This is a genomic window from Pseudomonas lactucae, from assembly GCF_016937615.1.
GTDB lineage: Bacteria > Pseudomonadota > Gammaproteobacteria > Pseudomonadales > Pseudomonadaceae > Aquipseudomonas > Aquipseudomonas lactucae.
Genome location: NZ_JAFHKI010000124.1, coordinates 16479 through 38589, shown reverse-complemented (window position 1 = coordinate 38589; position 22111 = coordinate 16479). Strand labels below are relative to the sequence as shown.

18 protein-coding genes and 3 pseudogenes are annotated in these 22111 nt (G+C 60.1%); 16 read left to right on the top strand and 5 right to left on the bottom strand.

Features of this window, described 5'->3' with window-relative positions; genetic code table 11:
* Positions 1 to 145: 145 nt before the first annotated feature.
* The 15 genes and pseudogenes from JWR98_RS21660 to JWR98_RS21590 all read left to right on the top strand — a co-directional run bounded on the left by JWR98_RS21660 (position 146) and on the right by JWR98_RS21590 (position 15925).
* Positions 146 to 1639: an acetyl-CoA hydrolase/transferase family protein gene (locus JWR98_RS21660; RefSeq protein ID WP_205491158.1), complete on the top strand. Its 1494-nt coding sequence runs from the start codon at positions 146 to 148 to the stop codon at positions 1637 to 1639.
* 318 nt (positions 1640 to 1957) lie between these two features.
* Positions 1958 to 2173 (top strand): DUF1127 domain-containing protein, encoded by a 216-nt coding sequence (locus JWR98_RS21655; protein WP_003170833.1) that lies wholly within the window; start codon positions 1958 to 1960, stop codon positions 2171 to 2173.
* A 284-nt stretch (positions 2174 to 2457) separates the two neighbouring features.
* Positions 2458 to 2778, top strand: coding sequence for a DUF2388 domain-containing protein (locus JWR98_RS21650; RefSeq protein WP_078735406.1), 321 nt, complete (start codon positions 2458 to 2460; stop codon positions 2776 to 2778).
* Between the two features lie 99 nt (positions 2779 to 2877).
* A complete protein-coding gene (locus JWR98_RS21645) occupies positions 2878 to 3186 on the top strand; it encodes a DUF2388 domain-containing protein (protein WP_205491156.1) in 309 nt (102 codons plus the stop codon).
* 39 nt (positions 3187 to 3225) lie between these two features.
* The gene (locus JWR98_RS21640) at positions 3226 to 3546 is read left to right on the top strand and encodes a DUF2388 domain-containing protein (protein ID WP_003170830.1); all 321 of its coding nucleotides are present in this window, start codon (positions 3226 to 3228) and stop codon (positions 3544 to 3546) included.
* Positions 3543 to 5503 (top strand): annotated as a pseudogene (locus JWR98_RS21635) (DUF7844 domain-containing protein). Before JWR98_RS21640 ends, JWR98_RS21635 begins: the two are co-directional and overlap by 4 nt.
* Before the next feature lie 316 nt (positions 5504 to 5819).
* A pseudogene (locus tag JWR98_RS21630) lies at positions 5820 to 7126 on the top strand (CitMHS family transporter).
* 65 nt (positions 7127 to 7191) lie between these two features.
* A complete protein-coding gene (locus JWR98_RS21625) occupies positions 7192 to 7959 on the top strand; it encodes a TerC family protein (RefSeq protein ID WP_078735402.1) in 768 nt (255 codons plus the stop codon).
* 213 nt (positions 7960 to 8172) lie between these two features.
* Positions 8173 to 9830 (top strand): annotated as a pseudogene (locus JWR98_RS21620) (Na/Pi cotransporter family protein).
* 57 nt (positions 9831 to 9887) lie between these two features.
* Positions 9888 to 11270 (top strand): M16 family metallopeptidase, encoded by a 1383-nt coding sequence (locus JWR98_RS21615; RefSeq protein ID WP_205491154.1) that lies wholly within the window; start codon positions 9888 to 9890, stop codon positions 11268 to 11270.
* Positions 11271 to 11341: 71 nt separating this feature from the next.
* The gene (locus JWR98_RS21610; protein ID WP_078735399.1) at positions 11342 to 12373 is read left to right on the top strand and encodes a DUF5924 family protein; all 1032 of its coding nucleotides are present in this window, start codon (positions 11342 to 11344) and stop codon (positions 12371 to 12373) included.
* Positions 12374 to 12428: 55 nt separating this feature from the next.
* Positions 12429 to 13577, top strand: a complete 1149-nt coding sequence (locus tag JWR98_RS21605; RefSeq protein WP_078735398.1) for an ABC transporter permease — start codon at positions 12429 to 12431, stop codon at positions 13575 to 13577.
* On the top strand, positions 13574 to 14377 hold the full coding sequence (locus JWR98_RS21600) for an ABC transporter ATP-binding protein (RefSeq protein ID WP_042943983.1): 804 nt from the start codon (positions 13574 to 13576) through the stop codon (positions 14375 to 14377). Before JWR98_RS21605 ends, JWR98_RS21600 begins: the two co-directional genes overlap by 4 nt.
* Before the next feature lies 1 nt (position 14378).
* Positions 14379 to 15317 (top strand): MlaD family protein, encoded by a 939-nt coding sequence (locus tag JWR98_RS21595; protein WP_078735397.1) that lies wholly within the window; start codon positions 14379 to 14381, stop codon positions 15315 to 15317.
* A complete protein-coding gene (locus JWR98_RS21590; protein WP_078735396.1) occupies positions 15314 to 15925 on the top strand; it encodes an ABC-type transport auxiliary lipoprotein family protein in 612 nt (203 codons plus the stop codon). The genes JWR98_RS21595 and JWR98_RS21590 overlap by 4 nt, the downstream gene beginning before the upstream one ends.
* A 40-nt stretch (positions 15926 to 15965) precedes the next feature.
* Here the strand turns inward: JWR98_RS21590 and JWR98_RS21585 are convergent, their stop codons facing one another.
* The 5 genes from JWR98_RS21585 to JWR98_RS21565 form a co-directional block, all read right to left on the bottom strand.
* Positions 15966 to 17195 (bottom strand): nucleoside recognition domain-containing protein, encoded by a 1230-nt coding sequence (locus JWR98_RS21585; RefSeq protein ID WP_003170812.1) that lies wholly within the window; start codon positions 17193 to 17195, stop codon positions 15966 to 15968.
* Positions 17196 to 17293: 98 nt separating this feature from the next.
* The gene (gltP, locus tag JWR98_RS21580; protein ID WP_078735395.1) at positions 17294 to 18625 is read right to left on the bottom strand and encodes a glutamate/aspartate:proton symporter GltP; all 1332 of its coding nucleotides are present in this window, start codon (positions 18623 to 18625) and stop codon (positions 17294 to 17296) included.
* Positions 18626 to 19353: 728 nt separating this feature from the next.
* On the bottom strand, positions 19354 to 19821 hold the full coding sequence (locus tag JWR98_RS21575) for an inhibitor of vertebrate lysozyme family protein (RefSeq protein WP_003170807.1): 468 nt from the start codon (positions 19819 to 19821) through the stop codon (positions 19354 to 19356).
* 2 nt (positions 19822 to 19823) lie between these two features.
* On the bottom strand, positions 19824 to 19988 hold the full coding sequence (locus JWR98_RS21570) for a DUF1328 domain-containing protein (protein ID WP_003170804.1): 165 nt from the start codon (positions 19986 to 19988) through the stop codon (positions 19824 to 19826).
* Positions 19989 to 20068: 80 nt separating this feature from the next.
* Complete coding sequence (locus JWR98_RS21565) at positions 20069 to 20368, bottom strand: hypothetical protein (protein WP_078735393.1); 300 nt, start codon at positions 20366 to 20368, stop codon at positions 20069 to 20071.
* A gap of 386 nt (positions 20369 to 20754) precedes the next feature.
* Here JWR98_RS21565 and algB point away from each other — a divergent pair, with 386 nt between their 5' ends.
* Positions 20755 to 22101, top strand: coding sequence for a sigma-54-dependent response regulator transcription factor AlgB (algB, locus tag JWR98_RS21560; RefSeq protein WP_078735392.1), 1347 nt, complete (start codon positions 20755 to 20757; stop codon positions 22099 to 22101).
* The last annotated feature ends 10 nt before the right edge of the window (positions 22102 to 22111 follow it).

The following is a 22111-nucleotide window of genomic DNA, read 5'->3' as shown; positions in this document are numbered from 1 at the left end:
CACGTAGGCTGGGGTTTTTTATTACTGCGTGAAACCCGACCAAAGGCTCTAAATCGCGGCCTCACATTCGACCATGGTAGCGGGCCGAAATCTTTTGAAATCACTACACTGCCCACCTTGCTTCCGTAGCCTGAGATAACCATTCATGTACCGTGATCGTATCCGCTTGCCTTCGCTGTTGAACAAGGTCATGAGCGCGGCAGACGCCGCCGCACTGATCGAGGACGGCATGACCGTCGGCATGAGCGGCTTCACCCGTGCCGGTGAAGCCAAGGCCGTCCCCCACGCCCTCGCCGAACGCGCCAAGACCTCGCCGCTCAAAATCACCTTGATGACCGGCGCCAGCCTGGGCAATGACCTGGACAAGCAACTGACAGAAGCCGGCGTACTGTCCCGACGCATGCCGTTCCAGGTCGACAGTACCCTGCGCAAGGCGATCAACGCCGGCGAAGTAATGTTTATCGACCAGCACCTGTCGGAAACCGTCGAGCAACTGCGCAACAACCAGCTCAAGTTACCGGACATTGCGGTGATCGAGGCAGTTGCCATCACTGAGCAAGGGCATATCGTGCCCACCACCTCCGTCGGTAACTCGGCCAGCTTTGCGATTTTCGCCAAGCAAGTGATCGTTGAGATCAACCTGGCGCACAACCCGAACCTGGAAGGGCTGCACGACATCTATATCCCGACCTACCGGCCGACCCGCACGCCGATCCCGCTGGTGAAAGTTGACGATCGCATCGGCAGCACCGCGATCCCGATCCCGCCGGAAAAGATCGTCGCCATCGTCATCACCAACCAGGCGGACTCCGCGTCCACCGTGACGCCGCCCGACAGTGACACCCAAGGCATCGCCAATCACCTGATCAACTTTCTCAAGCAGGAAGTGGACGCCGGGCGCATGACCAACAAACTCGGCCCGCTGCAGGCGGGTATCGGCAACATTGCCAACGCGGTGATGTGCGGTTTGATCGACTCGCCGTTCGAAGACCTGACCATGTACTCGGAAGTCTTGCAGGACTCGACCTTCGACCTGATCGACGCCGGCAAACTGAGTTTCGCCTCGGGCAGTTCGATCACCTTGTCGGAGCGGCGCAACGCTGATGTGTTCGGCAATCTGGAACACTACAAGGACAAACTGGTGCTGCGTCCGCAGGAGATCTCCAACCACCCTGAAGTGGTGCGACGCCTGGGCATTATCGGTATCAATACCGCGCTGGAGTTCGACATCTACGGCAACGTCAATTCCACCCATGTCTGCGGTACGCGGATGATGAACGGGATTGGCGGCTCCGGCGACTTCGCACGTAATGCGCACCTGGCGATCTTCGTGACTAAATCGATCGCCAAGGGCGGCGCGATTTCCAGTGTGGTCCCGATGGTCAGCCATGTGGACCATACCGAGCACGACGTCGACATCCTCGTCACCGAAGTCGGCCTGGCGGACCTGCGCGGCCTGGCACCGCGCGAGCGCGCTCGAGTGATCATCGACAACTGCGTGCACCCAGCCTACCGCGACGCGCTGAACAATTACTTCAATACCGCCTGCGCTCTCGGCGGGCATACCCCGCATATCCTGCGTGAAGCACTGAGCTGGCACATTAACCTGGAAGAAACCGGGCATATGCTCAAGGCTTGATTGATACCGATCCGGGCTGATGCAAACACAGTTTCATCAGCTTGGCGCGCTCGGCCTCACTTCTTGAAAAAACTGTACTGCTGTACTGGTGTTTTCCTACCGAAAACTCCTACTAACTCATGCGAAATTGCCCATTTCGCACTATTTCAGTGCAGACAGGTACAGTTGCCCCATTTCCGTACAGTACAGCACCTATAAACAGTTAACTGGCCCCTCACAATACAAGTGAACTGTATCTAGAGAGTCTTGCGCCGGAGGAGGATCATTGGCATCAGTTAAACCACTACCTAATCCCGCCACAAGCGGAAGGATGTCATCATGGAACGTACACTCAGTTCCGAACTGTTCTTCGAAGAAAAAGCTGTAAACTCCCAGGCTTCCCTGCCTTTGCGCGTTCTCGCCAACCTGATGTTGTGGCAGCGCCGCATCTCCAGCCGCCATCAACTGGCTCGTCTGGATTCGCGTCTGCTGGCTGACGCCGGCATCAGCGAAGCTCAACGCTACGAAGAGCTGAGCAAGCCGTTCTGGCGCTAATGGGCGCCCGCTGGCCCTGACCCAACGGGTCCACTGCCAGCACTGATTATTCAAAACAAAGCCCGCCCCGGGAGACCGGAGGCGGGCTTTGTTGTTCTCGGGTCTTGCACTATGAACAGCGAATTTATCGACACAGGTACAGTTTAGAAAATTTACAATATAATAGGTACAGTTATGCGCGCTGCATAAAATCTACCCGAATTGATAAGCCGCAGCCTAATATCCAGTCAGCATCTGGATACCGCCCTGCACCACATTCATTGTTCACTTACAGGAGTCACCCCATGTCCCGCCTTCGTCTGCTCAGCGCTGCTGCCTTGTTGGCCCTGGCTGCCAACGCCAATGCAAGCAGCTTCATCGTGACCACCGACTCCATCGTCGGCGCGCTGAAGGCTACTTCCGACGCTACCTCCGATGCGACTTCATCCCTGCGTGACAACAAGATCGTGCGCGCCGCACGTGACGACGCCGCCAGCTTTGTCGCCAGCGAAGGCGCCATTCGTGGCGTGAAACTGGAAAGTGCGCTGGCACAGATCCGCCAGCAAGCACCGCAATTGAACACCGCAACGGATGCACAACTGGCCCAGGCCATCCTGGCCATTTGAAACGGCCACACAAGGGGAGCGCCCGCTCCCTGACACCTTCACTGGCTCTCGCCCAAGCATTGCGCTAGCCTTGGCGCTCGTTTTCAGTAGTCGAGTCCCATGGCTTTTTCATTCCGTCTGTTCCTGGTCCCCGTATTGTTTTTTGCCTGCTGGTCGCCTTTGGTTTCAGCCTTTGACTTGATCACCCAGGGCACCGTCGCGAGCGCATACGCCACCAGCAAGGTGACCTCGGCGCCCTTCGATCGCAAAGTGATCATGGCCGCTCACGATGACGCTGCCGCGTTTATCGCCACTGATGGCCAATGGAGGAGCGCACGACTGGAATCAGCGCTTGATTACCTGCGTCGCACCCAACCAAAACTTCATGCCGGCGACCTTGAACTGGCGCAGGCAATTCTCGTCCAATAATCATCCTCGTATTTATATCTTTGTAACTGGAGTAATTCCATGCGTAGCCCGCTGATCGCCGCCACCCTTGGCCTGCTGTTGTTGGCCGACGTTGCCCAGGCGCATACCCTGGTGGCCACCAGTAACATCATCGTTCGTGCCTCTGGCCGCACTATTGATTTCACCTCGGACACCACCACCTCCATCCGCGATTCCAAAGTCGTGCGTGAAGCCCACGATGATGCGGCGAGCTTCGTCGCCAGCAACGGCGAAATCCGCGGTGCACAGTTGGAAGCCGCCTTCGACACCTTGCGCACCCGCCTGCCGGAAGCTCGCGACGCCAGTGACCAGACCCTCGCCGAAGCTATTCTCGCTCTGTGAGGCGCCTTGTCGCCTGGCTCCTGGCCGGGATGGTGCTGCTCTGTGCCGGCGCAGCCCAGGCCAGCCTGCAACTGCGGCTCAAGACAGATGGCTTGAGCCGGCCCAACAGCAGGCCAGCCAGGCATTGCTCGATGAAGCGCTGCGTTCGTTGCCACCGCGCTTCGTCGAGCAGTTGGACCGGCGCATCGACGTAGGCTGGACCGACAAGATGCCCGAGAACGCCTATGGCCAGGCTTCGCTGGTGTCGGAACTGGACCTCAACCGCAACCTGCTCGACAGCCTGACCGACGGCAGCGCCGCCACCCAGAAAACCCATCGTCCCCACGGCACCGTGCGCCGGGAAATGCTCGCCACGGTCCTGCATGAACTGACCCATATCTATGACCGTGCGCGCCTATGGTCTCCAGACGAGCGCACCCTGATCCAGCGTTGCAGCCGCCAGAACAGCATCACCGGCCTGATTGGCCTGCCCGATCAGTGCCGCGGCCAGAACGACCGGCGTTTCTCCCTCAGCGATGACCCGCGCCTGCTGGACCTTGCCGGCTGGCCGCAATATGTCGGTCGGCGCGGCGAACGCGAGCAGCACAATCGCCAAGTCGCGCGCAGCCCGGATATTTACGAAACCACCAGCCCACTGGAGTTCGTCGCGGTCAACATGGAGTACTTCCTCCTCGATCCGAGCTACGCCTGCCGACGCCCCGCGCTGTTCCGCTATTACAAGGAGCACTTCGGCTGGGCTCCGCCTGAGCAGGACGCCTGCGCCAAGACCTACCCATTCCTCAATGCCGGCAATGATTTCGCCAAGACGCCGCTGGGCCAGGTGGACCCGGAGCGGGTCTACGAGATCGACTACCTGCTGGCCGAAGCCAACCAGAACCTGGTGAGCCGCTGGGGCCACAGCATGTTGCGCCTGGTAATCTGCGCGCCGGGCCGCCCTCGTGGGCCGGATTGTCGGCTGGATCTGGACCAGCACTTGGTGCTGTCCTATCGCGCGTTTGTCGGCGACGTTCAGCTGTCGAGCTGGGACGGCTTGGTGGGCAAGTACCCGTCACGCCTGTTTGTGTTGCCGCTGGCCCAGGTCATCGACGAATACACCAAGACCGAGCTGCGCGGCCTGGCCTCTGTGCCGCTGAAACTGTCGCGACAGGAAATCAACGACACCGTCGAACACGCTGCAGAAATGCACTGGAGCTACGACGGCAACTACTATTTCCTGTCCAATAATTGCGCGGTCGAAAGCTTGAAACTGTTGCGCAGCGGCAGCGCCAACCCGCAACTCACCGGTCTGGACAACATCACCCCCAACGGCCTGCTCGAGGTGCTGCAAGCCCGCGGCTTGGCCGATACCAGCGTACTGAATGACAAACGCGAAGCGCTGCGCCTGGGCTATCACTTTGACTCGTTCCGCGAGCGCTATCAGGCGATGTTCGACGTACTGCGCAAGCATCTGCCGATCAAGCAGACCCAGGTGGAAGATTGGTTAGCGCTGAGCGCAGCGCAGCGTCGCCAATGGTTCGACCAGGCCGACCTGCGTACCAGCGCCGCGTTGCTGCTGCTGGAGCAAGCCAGCTTTCGCAAACAGTTGATGATCGCTCAGGACGAAGTCAAGCAACGCTACCTCGGCGCCCGCGAGCTGAAAAACGGCGGTATGGAGAAGGCCAACGCCACCCTGCAGCAAATCCTCGCCAACAGCGGCTTCCTCAGCCGTCCGGCGGAGCTGCTGGACAGCGGCGGCTACGGCCTGCCGCAACCGTCGGAAGCCAAGCGCCTGGAGTCGGAAAGTGCCGAGCGCCAGAAGCAATTGCAATCGCTGACAGGGGAGTTGGATAAAGAGGTGAGGGCGCTGCTGGAACCTGCGCGCGCGGCCGAGATTGCCGCGTGCGAGGCCAACCTCAAGCAGTTGGGCGAACACCTGCGGTCACTGCACAAGGCAGCCGGCGGTCTCGAACTACCCTGAATTACCCGAGATAAACACACTCCAATGTGTGTGGGGGCAAGCCCTCTCCCACATTTTGACCTGTGCAAGCTTGAAGACCGTGTGTCTATTCCATATCACCTGTTTTGCCAGCGAAAGCTGGCTGAAAGCTAACCCGTCTAGGATCGCCCCCACTGCCGGCAACAGACCGGCTGTTAACAACAACAATGGTGATTCCCGATGTCCGTCCGTACCCGCCTGTTCGCCCCAACTCCACCCGTACGCCTCGTGCCTTTCGTTCTGCGCTGAGCCCACCCGGTTCGCCATTCCCTAGCCGCGCTACGCCTGGAGTATTCCTATGCTGACTTTCCTTGGCTTTGCCATGGTCATCACGTTCATGTTCCTGATCATGACCAAGCGCCTGTCTGCGCTGATCGCCCTGATCATCGTGCCGATCCTGTTCGCGCTGTTCGGCGGTTTCGCGCCGAAGATCGGCCCGATGATGCTCGAAGGCATCACCAAGCTCGCGCCGACCGGCGTGATGCTGATGTTCGCCATCCTTTACTTTGCCTTGATGATCGACTCCGGCCTGTTCGACCCGGCCGTGCGCAAGATCCTCAAGATGGTCAAGGGCGATCCGCTGAAGGTCTCGGTTGGCACCGCAGTGCTGGCCCTGGTGGTGTCCCTCGACGGTGACGGCGCTACCACCTACATGATCTGCGTGGCCGCCATGCTGCCGCTCTACCAGCGCATCGGCATGAGCCCGCGGATCATGGCCGGCCTGATCATCCTCGCCGGTGGCGTGATGAACATGACCCCCTGGGGCGGCCCGACCGCCCGCGCCGCCAGTGCACTGCATGTGGACCCTTCGGATATTTTCGTGCCGATGATCCCGCCATGGCCGCAGGTGTCGTGGCAATCCTGGTGATCGCCTATATGTACGGCAAGCGCGAACGTGCACGTCTGGGTGAGTTGCACCTGCAGGGTGATGAGATCGACCACAGCGAAATCAGCGTGTCGCAATACCCGGACGCCCGCCGTCCGAAGCTGATCTGGTTCAACGGCGCGCTGACCTTGGCCCTGATGTGCACCCTGATCGCCGGCCTGTTGCCGCTGCCGGTGTTGTTCATGGTGGCGTTCAGTATCGCGATGATCGTCAACTACCCGTGCCTGCAGCAGCAAAAAGACCGTGTCGCCGCCCACGCCGGCAGCGTGCTGGCGGTGGTGGGGCTGATCTTCGCCGCGGGCATCTTCACCGGTATCCTGTCGGGCACCGGCATGGTCGATGCCATGTCCAAGAGCCTGCTGGCGGTGATCCCGGAAGCCATGGGCCCGTACCTGGCGGTCATTACGGCGCTGGTGAGCATGCCGTTCACCTTCTTCATGTCTAACGATGCGTTCTACTACGGCGTGCTGCCAGTACTGGCCGAAGCCGCCAGCCACTACGGCATCACCGCGGTGGAAATGGCTCGCGCCTCGATCGTTGGCCAGCCTGTGCACTTGCTCAGCCCGCTGGTACCGTCGACCTACCTGCTGGTGGCCCTGGCCGGTATCGAATTTGGCGATCACCAGCGCTTCACCCTGAAGTGGGCAGTGCTCGTGTGCCTGTGCATAATGTTTGCCGCATTGCTGATGGGGATTTTTCCGCTGTTCAGCACTCTATAATCGTACAACCCAACCGCACCGGCCTATCCGCCGGTGCGGTTTAACACTTGCTCAAAGGAATACACATGGAATGGCTGACCAATCCGGAAATCTGGATTGCCTTCTTCACCCTGACGGCCCTCGAGATCGTCCTGGGCATCGATAACATCATCATGATCTCGATCCTGGTCAGCCGCATGCCCAAGCCTATGCAGGCGCGCACCCGGATCTTCGGCCTGGCACTGGCCATGGTCACGCGCATCATGCTGCTGCTGTCGATCACCTGGGTCATGCAACTGACCGCCGATCTGTTCGTGGTGTTTGGCCAGGGCATTTCCGGGCGCGACCTGATCCTGTTCTTCGGTGGCCTGTTCCTGCTGTGGAAAAGCTCTCAAGAGATGTACCACGCCCTGGAAGGTGAAGACGAAACCCACGACGAGCCTAAAGGCGCCGGCGGCAAGTTCATCTACACCATCATCCAGATCGCGATCATCGACATCGTGTTTTCGCTGGACTCGGTCATTACTGCGGTGGGCATGGTGTCACACGTTCCGGTCATGGTTGCCGCGATCGTCGTGGCCGTACTGGTGATGATGCTGGCGGCCGGCACCATCAGCGAATTCATCGACAAGCACCCGTCGTTGAAGATGCTGGCGCTGTCGTTCCTGCTGGTAGTGGGTACCGTGCTGATCGCTGAATCCTTCGATGTGCACGTGCCAAAAGGCTACGTCTACTTCGCCATGGCGTTCTCGCTGGCGGTGGAAGCGGTGAACATCAAGATGCGTACCGCCATCGCGAAAAAGAAAAAGCAGCAGGACCCAGTGAAACTGCGCAAGGACATTCCGGGTCAATAATGGTGACCCGCTGTTGAAAAGGGGCTTTCATACGCCCCTTTTTTTCGCCTGCAAAAAGCTGACTTCATGACAGTTTTGTTTCAATCCCCACTTTAGCTATGCGATGCTGGCGCAGAGCCCATTCGCCAACTACAGCTTAAGTACAAGACGTAGAGCGGCACGCGGCAATTTTCATTTGCTCCTGCTGGAGCACACCCACACGGGGGGCCGAGCATGCTGACCTTGCTCAATCTGCTTTCCGCCGTGACCCTGCTTATCTGGGGCACGCATATCGTCCGTACCGGCATCCTGCGGGTCTACGGCTCCAACTTGCGCCAAGTCATCGGGCAGAACATGTCCAAGCGCTGGCTGGCATTTCTCGCCGGCATCCTGGTGACGGCCATGGTGCAGAGCAGCAACGCTACGGCGATGCTGGTGACGTCGTTTGTCGGCCAGGGCCTGATGGGCCTGATGCCCGCCCTGGCGACCATGCTCGGCGCAGATGTCGGTACCGCGCTGATGGCACGGGTACTCACCTTTGACTTGTCCTGGCTGTCGCCACTGCTGATTTTTCTCGGTGTGATCTTCTTCCTGTCGCGTAAACAGACGCGGGCGGGGCAGTTGGGACGCGTGGGGATCGGCCTCGGACTGATCATCCTTGCGCTGCAATTGATCGTCGAAGCCGCCGGGCCGATTACCCATGCCCAGGGCGTCAAGGTGATCTTCGCTTCGCTGACCGGCGACATTCTGCTCGACGCCCTGGTCGGCGCCTTGTTCGCGATGATTTCCTACTCGAGCCTGGCTGCCGTGCTGCTCACCGCCACCCTGGCCGGTGCCGGCGTGATCGGTTTGCACGTAGCCATCGGCCTGGTGATCGGTGCCAACATCGGCAGTGGCGTGCTGGCCTTTCTCAGCACCAGCATGCAGAACTCAGCCGGGCGTCAGGTGGCCTTGGGCAGCCTGTTATACAAACTGATCGGGCTGCTGTTGATCATTCCGGTGCTCGACCCTCTCGTGCGCTGGATGGACGACCTGGATTACAGCGCCCAAGGCATGGTCATCACTTTCCATTTGCTCTACAACGTCAGCCGCTGCCTGATCCTGCTGCCGACTATCGGCCCTATGGCACGCCTGTGTGCGTGGTTGCTGCCCGAGCGCGAAGAGGCCAACGGCAAGGCCAAGCCACGCCACCTGGACCCCACGCCCTCGCCACACCAAGCCTGGCGCTGGCCAACGCGGCCCGCGAAACCCTACGCCTGGGCGACCTCATCGACAATATGCTCACCGCCATGCAGGAAGTGCTGCGTGGTAAGCAAACCGCCATCACCCAGGAAATTCGCAGCCTCAGCGACGACGTCGAAGCGCTCTACAGTGCGATCAAGCTCTACCTGGCGCAGATGCCCCGGGAAGATCTCAGCGAACATGACAGCCGACGCTGGGCCGAAATCATCGAACTGTCGATCAACCTCAAGCTCGCCGGCGACCTGATCGAACGCATGCTGCGCAAAGTCCAGCAGCAAAAGACGTCCCAGCGTCGCCAGTTCTCTGAAGTCGGCCTGGAAGAACTTACCGGGCTGCACGGCCAACTGATCGCCAATCTGCGCCTGGGCCTGTCGGTGTTTCTCAGCGCCGACCGGGAAAGTGCCCGCCAGTTGCTGCGTGAGAAGCGCCGCTTCCGCGCCCAGGAACGGCGCCTGGCCCACGCCCATGTCAGCCGCCTGCAGCGCAAGATCGTACAGAGCCTGGAGACCAGTTCCCTGCATCTGGAGCTGATTGCCGACATGAAACGCCTCAACTCGTTGTTTTGCAGCAGTGCGTATGTAGTGTTGGAAACCTCCGACACCGGCGCGCTCTCGGCTGAAGATATTGCCGACATCACGCATTCGCCCTGAACGTACGATGGCCCGTGAAGTCAGTTAAGGCTGACCTCACTCGCCAGGAAGCCAGTTATGCGTCGCCTGTTATTCGCCTGCCTGCTCATGGGCGCTACCCACGCCTTTGCCTTTGATCGCCTGCAGGTCGAGGGCTACACACTGCCCAATGGCCTGCAAGTGCTGCTCAAACCGGGCAATGAGCGCGGGCATGTGGCGATCCGTCTGGTGGTCGGTGTGGGCCTGGATGACTTCAGGTGCGCAGACAAGGAACTGCCGCACCTGTTCGAACACTTGCTGTTCAGCGGCATCGATGGCGGCGGCGAAGGTGACCTGGAAGACCGCATGCAAGCCCTGGGCGGCGAGTGGAACGCCTACACCAGCAACGCCGACACCACCTTCGTGATCGAAGCGCCAGCGCAAAACCAGCGCAAGGTGCTCGACCTGCTGCTGGCGATTCTCACGCGCACCGAATTGACCGATGCAAATATCGACGCTGCCAAAAAAGTGGTCGAGCGCGAAGACGGCGGCCATTACTCACATTTGCAACGCCTGCTCGACCGCCAGGACCTGGGGCACACCGCCAGCAATCAATTGGCCGTCGAGCTGGGCCTCAAGTGCGCCGAACGCGCCGAGGTCCATCACCTGACCCGCGACCAACTGCAAAAGCTGCGCAAAGATTGGTACGCCCCCAACAACATGACCCTGATCATCGTCGGCGAACTCGACAAGCTGCTGCCGGCCTACCTGGAACGTACCTACGGCCAGCTCGACCCGGTCGAGCCCAGCGAGCATGCACCGCTGCCGCAGATCCAGCAGGCCGCCGCCGGTCATCGCGAATTGATCCACGGCTGGGTGGGCAACAGCGCCAAACTGCACTGGTTGCTGCCCGAACCGGTGCTGGACGACCAACATGACGAAACCTACGACCTGCTCAAGGACTATTTCGACTGGGCGCTGTACCGTCAACTGCGCCTCAAGCACGGTTTGTCCTACGGCCCCTGGAGCGAGCGCGAAGTATTCGGCGGTGTGGGTTTTCTCAGCCTGAACGCCGACGTTGAACGGGAAAATCTCGACAATGCCGAACAGGTACTGCAAGACCTCAAGGCCCAATTGCTCAAGGACGGCCTCAACCCGCAGGTGTTTGCCCGGCTGCAGCAAGCCGCCATTGCGCGCCAGGCCTGGGCCGTGCAGGGCAACAGCGCCCTGGCCGACTATTACTGGAGCGCCATGGGCGACTACGACAACGGCCATTTCAGCGATCCGGTCAAACGCATCAAAGCGGTCAAACTGGAACAAGCCAATGAGGCGATGCGTCAAGTTCTCAAGCAACCAGGCTACTGGCGCATCGAGAAACCGCTGCTGAGCTACGATGCCCTGAGCTGGATCGGCGCCGGCCTGCTCGGGCTGGCCGTCCTTGTGCTGATCGGCGTGCGGGTTTATCGCAAACGGATCACGTAATGAGGCACCGAACGGCCGGCTAAGGCGTTATTCTGTCTTGGATTTTTTCCTACAAAACTGCGAACCGCCGAATGCCCAACCTGACCCACTTAATCCAGCGCATCCTCGAACTAATGAAGCGCTACCCAGGGGTGATTGCACTCGGCGGTTTCATTTCGGGTGTGAGCAGCTTCATCCTGGTGGATCGCCAGCAGGGCATGGCCAGTTGGATCGCGGTGATCATGCTGGTCAGTTGGTTGTGGCTGATGCTGGAAAACAGCTTCACCCAGCTGTTTACCAAGCTGTTCAAGCGCGAAATTCCCGAGCCCCTGCTGCGCTACGCCACCCAGATGATCCACCAGGAAAGTCTGTTCTTTGTACTGCCGTTCTTCTTCGTCACCACCGCCTGGAACAGCGGCCAGTCGATTTTTACCGGCCTGCTCGGCGCGGCGGCGCTGGTCTCGATTATCGACCCGCTGTACTACAAGTGGCTGGCCCCCAAGCGCTCGCTGTTCCTGGCGCTGCACACCCTGACCCTGTTCGCCGCATTGCTCACCGCGCTGCCGATCATCCTGCACCTGACCACCGCTGAGAGTTACAAGCTGGCGCTTGGCGTCGCCATGGCCCTGTCGATCCCGAGCCTGGCGGTGAGCCTGCCGCTGCGCAGCCTCAAGGGCTGGGGGATGCTGCTGGGGGTGACGGCCGCCATAGGTTGCGCGGGCTGGTTCCTGCGCAGCTGGGTACCGCCGGCCACCCTGTGGATGACCGAAGTGGCCATCAGCACCCAGTTGCAGGACCGCACGCCAGGCGATGACCTCAAGGACGTCAGCGCCGCGCAACTGCGCAGCGGCGGGCTGTACGCCTACACCGCGATCAACGCACCGCGCGGGCTGGACGAGCGGATCTACCACGTGTGGAAATTCAACGGCAAAGAGGTGGACCGCATCGCTCTGGATATCCACGGCGGGCGCAAGGAGGGCTACCGCGCCTGGACCCACAAACAGAACTTCCCGAACGACGCAGTAGGCCGCTGGCAGGTTCAGGTGCTGACCGAAGATGGGCAAGTGATCGGCGTACTGCGTTTTAAAGTCTCGGACACAGCACAAACGGACAACCCACAGTAGGCGGGATCGTGCTATTACGTAGCAATTGCGGATAGCCAATACAAGCTCGGAGCTTATGACCAGTAGGACCACCGCCGGCGCAGCCCAACTCGATACGTCCTCCGTCCCTGCGCTGTTGCGGATTACCGGGGACTGGACGCTTGCCCACTACGCAAACCTGAAGAAGCTGGCGGACAAGCTCGACGGCCAATACGATGCCGGCGCACGCATTGACCTCAATGGCCTCGGCGCCTTGGATACCGCCGGCGCTTCATTGCTGGTGGAGCTGCTGGGGCCGACCCGTATCGAACAGTCTGCCGAGCAGACCGACTGCACGCTGTCCGCCGCCGATCGTGCACTGCTCAAGACGGTCTACCGCTCCCTGAATGATTTCTGCGTACCGGAAAAGTCTCCGGAAGAAACCGCCGGCATGCAACTGCTGGCGCGCATCGGCCGAGCGGTGGACACCGTCTGGCAGGACAGCAAACAACTGCTCGGCTTTATCGGTCTGATCCTCGAAACATTCGCCCGTGGCATTTTCCGGCCCAAGCGCTGGCGCATCACACCGATGGTCGCGCACCTGGAACAAGTCGGCCTCGACGCCGCGCCTATCGTGGCCTTGTTGACCTTTCTGGTGGGCGCCGTGGTGGCCTTCCTCGGCGCGACGGTACTCAAGAGCTTCGGCGCAACGATTTTTACCGTAGACCTGGTGGCATTCTCGTTCCTGCGCGAATTCGGCGTGTTGCTCACCGCAATCCTCATCGCCGGCCGCACCGCCAGTGCCTTCACCGCGCAAATCGGCTCAATGAAGGCCAACGAGGAAATCGACGCCATCCGTACCCTGGGCCTGGACCCAATGGAACTGCTGGTGCTGCCCCGCGTGCTTGCATTGCTGGTGGCGCTGCCGATGCTGACGTTCCTGGCGATGCTCTCGGGGATTGTCGGCGGCGGCGTGGTGTGCGCGGTGGCCTTGGATATTTCGCCGGCGATGTTCCTGTCGCTGCTGCAATCGGACATTGGCGTGCAGCACTTCCTGGTGGGCATGGTGAAAGCGCCGATCTTTGCCTTCCTGATCGCGGCCATCGGCTGCCTGGAAGGCTTCAAGGTCAGCGGCAGCGCTGAATCAGTCGGTGCGCATACCACCTCCAGCGTGGTGCAGTCGATCTTCGTGGTGATTGTGCTGGACGCGGTCGCAGCGCTGTTCTTCATGGAGATGAGCTGGTGAGTCGCTTACACCGTGCGCCCACCGAGGCGGTGATCGAAGTACGCGGTCTGTGCAACCGCTTCGGCAGCCAGAGCGTGCACGAAAATCTCGACCTGTCGCTGTACAAGGGCGAGATCCTTGCGGTGGTCGGCGGCTCCGGCAGCGGCAAATCGGTGTTGCTGCGCAGCATCGTCGGCCTGCGTCGGCCCAGCGAAGGCGAAGTACGGGTGTTCGGCAAGAACCTGCCAAGCCTGCCGGAACATGAACGTTCCCTGGTGGAGCGGCGCTTTGGCGTGTTGTTCCAGAAGGGCGCACTGTTTTCCTCGCTGACCGTGACCGAGAACGTCGCGCTGCCATTGATCGAACATGCCGGCCTCAGCCGCCGCGACGCCGAGCACCTGGCCGCGGTCAAACTGGCCCTGGCCGGGTTGCCACTGTCGGCCGCCGACAAGTACCCGGCGTCGCTGTCCGGCGGCATGATCAAGCGCGCGGCCCTGGCCCGGGCATTGGCGCTGGACCCGGACATCCTGTTCCTCGATGAGCCCACCGCCGGCCTCGACCCGATTGGCGCGGCGCAATTCGACCAACTGATCCTGACCCTGCGCGACGCATTGGGCCTGAGCGTGTTCCTGGTCACCCATGACCTCGATACGCTGTACACCATCACCGATCGCGTGGCGGTACTGGCGCAGAAAAAAGTGTTGGTGGCCGGTGCCATCGATGTCGTCTCGGAAACCGACGACGCGTGGATTCACGAATATTTCCACGGCCCCCGTGGCCGCGCGGCATTGGATGCCGCTCAATCGCTCAACGAGGTATGACATGGAAACCCGAGCCCATCATGTGATGATCGGTCTGTTCAGCGTGATTGTGGTAGTCGGCGCGATGCTGTTTGGCCTGTGGCTGGCCAAATCCAGCGTCGACAGCGCCTTCCAGGATTACGAAGTGATCTTCAACGAAACGGTCAGCGGCCTGTCCCAGGGCAGTTCGGTGCAATACAGCGGGATCAAGGTGGGCGACGTGATCAGCCTGAGCCTGGACCCCAAGGACCCGCGCCGCGTCCTCGCACGCATCCGCCTGGCCGGGCAAACGCCGGTCAAGGAAGATACCCAGGCCAAGCTGGCGCTGACCGGCATCACCGGCACTTCGATCATCCAGCTCAGCGGCGGCACCCCGCAAAGCCCGGCACTCAAGGGCAAGGGCGGCAACCTGCCGCAGATCATTGCCTCACCGTCACCTATCGCGCGGCTGCTCAACGACAGCAGCGACTTGATGACCGGCATCAACCTGCTGCTGCACAACGCCAACGCGATGTTCTCCTCGGAGAACGTCGACCGCATCAGTAAAACCTTGGATAACCTGCAACAAACCACCGGCGCCATCGCCGACCAACGCGGTGATATCAAGGTGGTGATGCAGCAACTGATGCAAGTGAGCAAACAGGCCAGCGCCGCGCTGGAGCAGACCACGCTGCTGATGCGTAATGCCAATGGCTTGCTCAACGATCAAGGCAAACAGGCTTTCGGCAGTGCCGAGCAGGCCATGAAATCCCTGGAACACAGCACCGCGACCCTCAACACCTTGTTGACCGATAACAAGGACTCGGTGAACAGCGGCCTGCAAGGTCTCAATGAACTGGCGCCGGCGGTGCGTGAACTGCGTGAAACCCTCGGTTCGCTGCGCGCTATCTCCCGCCGCCTGGAAGCCAACCCCAGCGGTTACCTGCTGGGCAGCGACAAGAACAAGGAGTTCACGCCATGAAGCGTGCGTATCAGCTGATCGCCCCCGTGGCACTGGCGCTGATCAGCGCGTGTTCGATTCTGCCCAAAGCCGACCCTTCGGACGTGTATCGCCTGGCTGCCACCCAGACCGCCACACAAGGTGCGCCGGTCAGTTGGTCGCTGCGCGTGACCAAGCCGCAGACCAGCGAGTTTCTCGATAGCCCACGCATCGCCGTGGTGCCCAATGGCGATTTGATCAGCAGTTATGCCAACTCGCGCTGGAGCGATCCGGCACCGGTGTTGTTGCGTAACCGCCTGCTCGATGGTTTCCAGCGGGATGGCCGGGTGACGTTGCTCAGTACCGACGAGACTAACCTGCAGGCCGACTATGAATTGGGCGGGCAGTTGCAGGCGTTTCAGACTGAGTATCGAGGGAGCGCGGTGGAGGTGGTGATTCGCCTCGACGCACGCCTGGTGCGAGGGAGCGATCAACGGATTATGGCCAGCCGGCGGTTTGAAGTGCGCCAGCCGGTGGCAGATACCAAGGTGCCAGCGGTGGTGGCTGCTTTTGGGCAGGCCGGGGATCAATTGAACAAGCAGGTAGTGGATTGGGTCGTGGCGCAAGGCAACGGTGCGGTAAAACGCTGAGGGCCTCATCGGGGGCAAGCCCCCGATAGCAATCCAAGCCTTAGGCAAAAAACCAGTAGCACACCGCAATCGCCGCCACGACGCCAGCAAACTCCGCCAGCAACGCACAGCCCACCGCATGCCGCGCCCGCTGGATGCCCACCGAACCGAAGTACACGGCCAACACATAAAAGGTGGTTTCGGTACTGCCCTGGATCGTCGCCGCCACCAGCGCCGGGAAGCTGTCCACGCCTTGGGTCTGCATGGTCTCGATCAACATCGCCCGAGCGGCACTGCCGGAGAACGGCTTGACCATCGCGGTCGGCAACGCATCGACAAAGCGCGTGTCCATCCCCGTCCAGGCCACCACATGGCGAATGCCTTCCAGACCGAAGTCCAACGCGCCGGACGCACGCAACACGCCCACCGCACAGAGCATCGCCACCAGGTACGGCAACAGGTTCTTGGCAACGTCGAAACCTTCTTTGGCACCTTCGACAAACGCCTCGTACACCTTCACCTTGCGCAGCGCGCCGATCACCAGGAACAGCATGATCAAGCCAAACAGCGTGAGGTTACCGAGGATCGACGACAAGCCGGCCAACGCCGTGGCGGACAAGGTCGCCAGCAACGCCATGAAGCCACCCAATATCAACGCGCCGGGAATCAGGTAGGCCAGCACGACCGGGTCCCACAGGCGCAGGCGCTGCATCACCGCCACAGAAAGCAGGCCAACCAGGGTCGAGGCGCTGGTGGCCAGCAGGATCGGCAGGAACACCAGCGTCGGGTCGGCGGCCCCTTGCTGGGCGCGGTACATGAAGATGGTCACCGGCAACAGCGTCAATGAAGATGCGTTGAGCACCAGGAACAGGATCTGCGCGTTACTGGCCGTGTTGGGGATGGGGTTGAGTTCCTGCAACGCCTTCATCGCCTTCAGGCCGATGGGCGTAGCCGCATTGTCCAGGCCCAGGCCGTTGGCGGCGAAGTTAAGGGTGATCAAGCCGATGGCGGGGTGGCCGGCGGGCACTTCCGGCATTAACCGGCGGAACAGCGGACCGAGAGCCTTGGCCAGCCAATCGACAATTCCGGCTTTTTCGGCGATGCGCAAAAAGCCCAGCCACAACGTAAGCGTGCCGAACAGCAGCACCATCACTTCCACCGACAACTTGGCCATGGCAAAAATGCTTTCCACCATGGCCGCAAAAATCCCGGCGTTACCGCCCACCAGCCATTGCGCCAGTGCCGACACCATTGCCACGACGAAGAAGCCAAGCCATAGGCCATTGAGCATCAGTTAAATCCCCCGAAAGATGGGGCGAATGATAGCGGGGCTGGCAGAAACGACAAACCCCGGAATTTTCCGGGGTTTGTTTCAGTGCAAGTGTGCTATCAGCTGCGAGTGGCTTGGGCCGTCGGCAAGGCTTCCTTGCTGCGCCAGTGCGGCAGCGAGTTCCAGTAGCGCTCGCCCTTGGCATCGTCATACATGCCTTCCCAACGGGAGATCACCAGCACGGCCAACGCGTTGCCGATCACGTTGAGGGCGGTACGCGCCATGTCCATGATGCGGTCGACACCGGCGATGAATGCCAGGCCTTCCAACGGGATGCCCACGCTGCCCAGGGTAGCCAACAGCACCACGAAGGAAACCCCCGGCACACCGGCAATACCCTTGGAGGTGACCATCAGGGTCAGCACCAGCATCAGTTGCTGGCCGATCGACAGATCGATGCCGTAAAGCTGGGCGATAAAGATCGCCGCAATGCTCTGGTACAGGGTCGAACCGTCGAGGTTGAACGAGTAACCGGTCGGTACCACGAAGCTGCAGATGGCCTTGGGCGCACCGTAGCTTTCCATCTTCTCGATCACGCGCGGCAGCACGGTTTCGGAGCTGGCGGTGGAGTAGGCCAGGACCAACTCGTCCTTGAAGATGCGGATCAACTTGAGGATCGAGAACCCGAACAAGCGGGCGATCAGGCCCAGTACGGCAAAAGCGAAGAACAGGATGGCGACGTAAACCAGGATCACCAGCTTGGCCAGCGGCAACAGCGAGGCAAAGCCGAAGTTGGCCACTGTCACCGCGATCAGCGCGAATACGCCGATCGGCGCGTACTTCATGATCATGTGGGTGACTTTGAACATGCTCTCGGACACGCCCTGGAACATAGTTACCAGCGGCTCGCGCAGATCAGGCTTGAGGCTCGACAATCCCAGGCCGAACAGCACGGAGAAGAAAATGATCGGCAGCATTTCGCCACGGGCCACGGCGGCGAAGATATTCGACGGAATCAGGTTGAGGATGGTCTGGATGAACGCGTGTTCATGCTGAACCTCGGCAGCGGTCGCCTGGTACTTGGAAATGTCCACAGTGCCCAGGGTACTCATGTCGATACCCGCGCCCGGGTGAAAGACGTTGGCCAACACCAGGCCGACCACAATGGCGATGGTTGTGACGATTTCGAAGTAAAGGATGGTTTTGACACCGATGCGGCCGAGTTTTTTCGCGTCACCCACACCGGCAATACCGACGATCAGCGAGGAAATCACAATCGGGATCACGATCATCTTGATCAGGCGGATAAAGATATCGCCCGCCGGCTGCAGCACATTGCTGATCCACCAGGCTTTTTCAGCACTGAAATGGTTAAGCACTGCACCAATTGCAATCCCCAGCACCAAACCGATGAGGATCTGCCAGGCGAGGCTTAGCTTTGCCTTCTTCATGTCATTACCCTTACTTCAAGTGAACTTAAGGCGAATGCGCCAGCTGCAACGCTCGAGAGCGAAAAAGTGTGTGCATCGGCCTCCATGGAAGGTCACCGCAGCGTGGCCGAAATGGCTTACTGGCAGGCGAAAAAAGGCGCAACTATTCCGATGCAAGGGAGCGCCGTCTAATGCCGTAAACGCCTACCCCATGCCGAATCGGCATGAGTTTTTTTCATCATAACTGTCCGATCGGTCAGTTCAAATGCGACATTTTGCCCGGTGAATATGCCGTGAACCGGCCAATTTAGGCTCGCCCAGAGGTTCCGCCCCCCTTTGGGGCACTGGCGCAGAAGCCTAGGAATTCAGCGGGCCAACATCAGAAATGGCCGATAGCGGTGTAAAAACTTTCTCGATAGATGGTCACCCCGACATACCAAGTAATGGTTGGGCGCGAGCAAAAAAGGAATTGTGCGACTAAGGGCGGAATAAGAGGGCGGGATTGAGAGTGACAAGCACGCCGCAAGTTCAGCAAGCCGTGGGCCTGTGAACCTGCGTCGCAGCTTTTCGCCTGACCCGGCCCTTGCGCAGGCACTCCCTGTGCCCGTAGGTCGCGCCGATCCCAGTTGATCAGAGCAACCCGGCCCCCTGGTCATGCACCGCCCATGGCGAGCGGTGCAGACAGAAAGAAGCAAGCGTGCCTCTCTATGGATGATGGCCCCGTAGACGACAGACGCGTCAGACGGCACCTAGTACCAATTCGGATCTTTCTTCAGTTGCTCCATCAGCAACTTCTGCATGCCTTCATCCGGCTTACCGATAAACCGGTAATCGGCATGGCGCGTTGGCGATTTATCCTTCGGCAGTCCGGCCGGGACCTCTACCAACATCGCGTAGGCGTCTTCCTTGTCGAAGCTGAAGGCAACGATCAGGCGTTTGTTCAGGCACGTATCTGCGGTTTCGCACAACGGCCCCACCAAATACTTGTCGCCATCTTCTTCCACGGCCGTCATTTGCTCGGCCGTACCCGACAGGTTCATCACCCACTCCGGCAGACGCTCTTCTTTCTTCACCACGTCTTGCCAGGTTTCGCGGTATTGCGGGTCCGCGCTGAGCAGTTCATTGGCTCGCGATTGGCCGTCGTTGGCGGCCATCGCCAAGCCGCTGCCGCCTAATAGCAAGACGGCAGCAATGGCTTTGAGAGACAAAGTGGTCATATTCAGCCTCGGCCGCGACGACCAAAGAAGAACGAAGCAATGAACATCACCAGGAAGACGACAAACAGGATCTTGGCGATACCCGTAGCGGTGCCCGCGATACCACCGAAGCCCAGTACTGCAGCCACAATGGCGATGATCAGAAATGTGATTGCCCAACTCAACATGGTGATTCTCCTTATGCTTCTATAAAAGGTAACAGCGGTAGTGCAGTGCGGGCGCTCAACTCAAGCGGCCGCCTTCTTGCCTAGAACACCCAACGCTCTTGGGTGGGCAGCTGATCCAGGGTGGAATCCTGATCAACGACTCTCAATTGCGGGGCGGTCACATCAGCAGAAACGCTACCGACGGCACGGCTGCCAATGGAACTGAAATGGGTTTGGGTCATCACCGGACGTTCGAACTGCGGGGTTTGCTGCTGACTCTGCTGCCAATGCTGAAACTGCTGGCCTGCAATAAGCGTCACCATAAGGGCAAGGCTGGCGAACAGACCTTGTTGCAAGCGCAGTGGCGATACACGCAATTGGCTGAGGCTTTGGCGAGTCATGCTGTTCTCCCGCATTCTGATTATTCGTTCGTGACGCTCTTGGGAGAGATATTGCAGAGCGCATGCCAGCTTTTTTTTAAAATAAAACCCATTAAAATCAATTGGTTAGTAAATTTCATTTAAGCCACACCCCAGCATCCTGCACGATGCCTCCTTGTAGGCCGTGCGAAATGCACGATGGCCAGCGGTCGGCTCAGGGGATCGAAAGCAAGGAAGACGTTGCCGAAGTGGCAAGAAGACATGAAAAAGCCATCATCTCGGGCTTTGTAGGAATAGATGCAGATAGCTGCACGATATTGTTATTTATCAATCAGAATAAACCATGCAACTTGCCCGATTATTCCGGGACTAACCAAGATCACTCACCGTTAAGGAGCGCAGCACAGATGGAATCAGGCAAGGAACTTCAAGGCCGCATTCTTTTAGTGGATGACGAATCCGCGATCCTGCGCACCTTCCGTTATTGCCTGGAAGACGAAGGCTACACCGTCGCCACTGCCAACAGCGCCGCGCAGGCCGATACCTTGATGCAGCGCCAAGTGTTCGACCTGTGCTTTCTGGACCTGCGCCTGGGCGAGGACAATGGTCTGGATGTGTTGGCGCAAATGCGTATACAAGCGCCGTGGATGCGTGTGGTGATCGTCACCGCCCACTCCGCCGTCGACACCGCGGTGGACGCGATCCAGGCCGGGGCCGCCGACTACCTGGTCAAGCCCTGCAGCCCTGATCAATTGCGCCTGGCCACCGCCAAGCAACTGGAAGTACGCCAACTCTCCGCACGCCTGGAAGCACTGGAAGGCGCCGTGCGCCAGCCCAAGGACGGCCTCGACTCCCACAGCCCGGCGATGATGGTGGTGCTGGAAACCGCCCGCCAAGTGGCCGGCACCGACGCCAACATTCTGATCCTGGGCGAGTCCGGTACCGGTAAAGGTGAACTCGCCCGGGCCATCCATGGCTGGAGCAAACGCTCCAAGAAATCCTGCGTGACTATCAACTGCCCGTCGCTGACCGCTGAGCTGATGGAAAGCGAGCTGTTTGGCCACAGCCGTGGTGCCTTTACCGGTGCCAGTGAAAGCACGTTGGGCCGCGTCAATCAGGCGGATGGCGGTACGCTGTTTCTCGACGAGATCGGCGACTTTCCCCTCACGCTGCAACCCAAGTTGCTGCGCTTCATCCAGGACAAGGAATACGAGCGCGTGGGCGATCCCGTCACCCGCCGCGCCGATGTACGCATTCTCGCGGCCACCAACCTGAACCTCGAAGACATGGTGCGCGATGGCCGCTTCCGTGAGGATTTGCTCTACCGTCTCAACGTCATCACCCTGCACCTGCCGCCGTTGCGCGAACGCAGTGAAGACATCCTGACCCTGGCCGACCGTTTCCTGGCGCGCTTCGTCAAGGAATACGCCCGCCCGGCTCGCGGCTTCAGCGACCAAGCCCGCGAAGCGCTGCTCAACTACCGCTGGCCAGGCAATATTCGCGAGTTACGCAACGTGGTTGAGCGCGCCAGCATCATTTGCCCGCAGGAAAAAGTCGAAATCAGCCACCTCGGCATGGCCGAACAGCCGACCAACAATGCCCCGCGCATCGGCGCCGCGCTAAGCCTGGACGAGCTGGAAAAAGCCCATATCGGTGCCGTCCTGGCCACCAGCGACACACTGGACCAAGCGGCTCGTACCCTCGGCATTGACGCGTCGACCCTGTACCGCAAACGCAAACAGTACAACCTGTGAGCTGCACCTT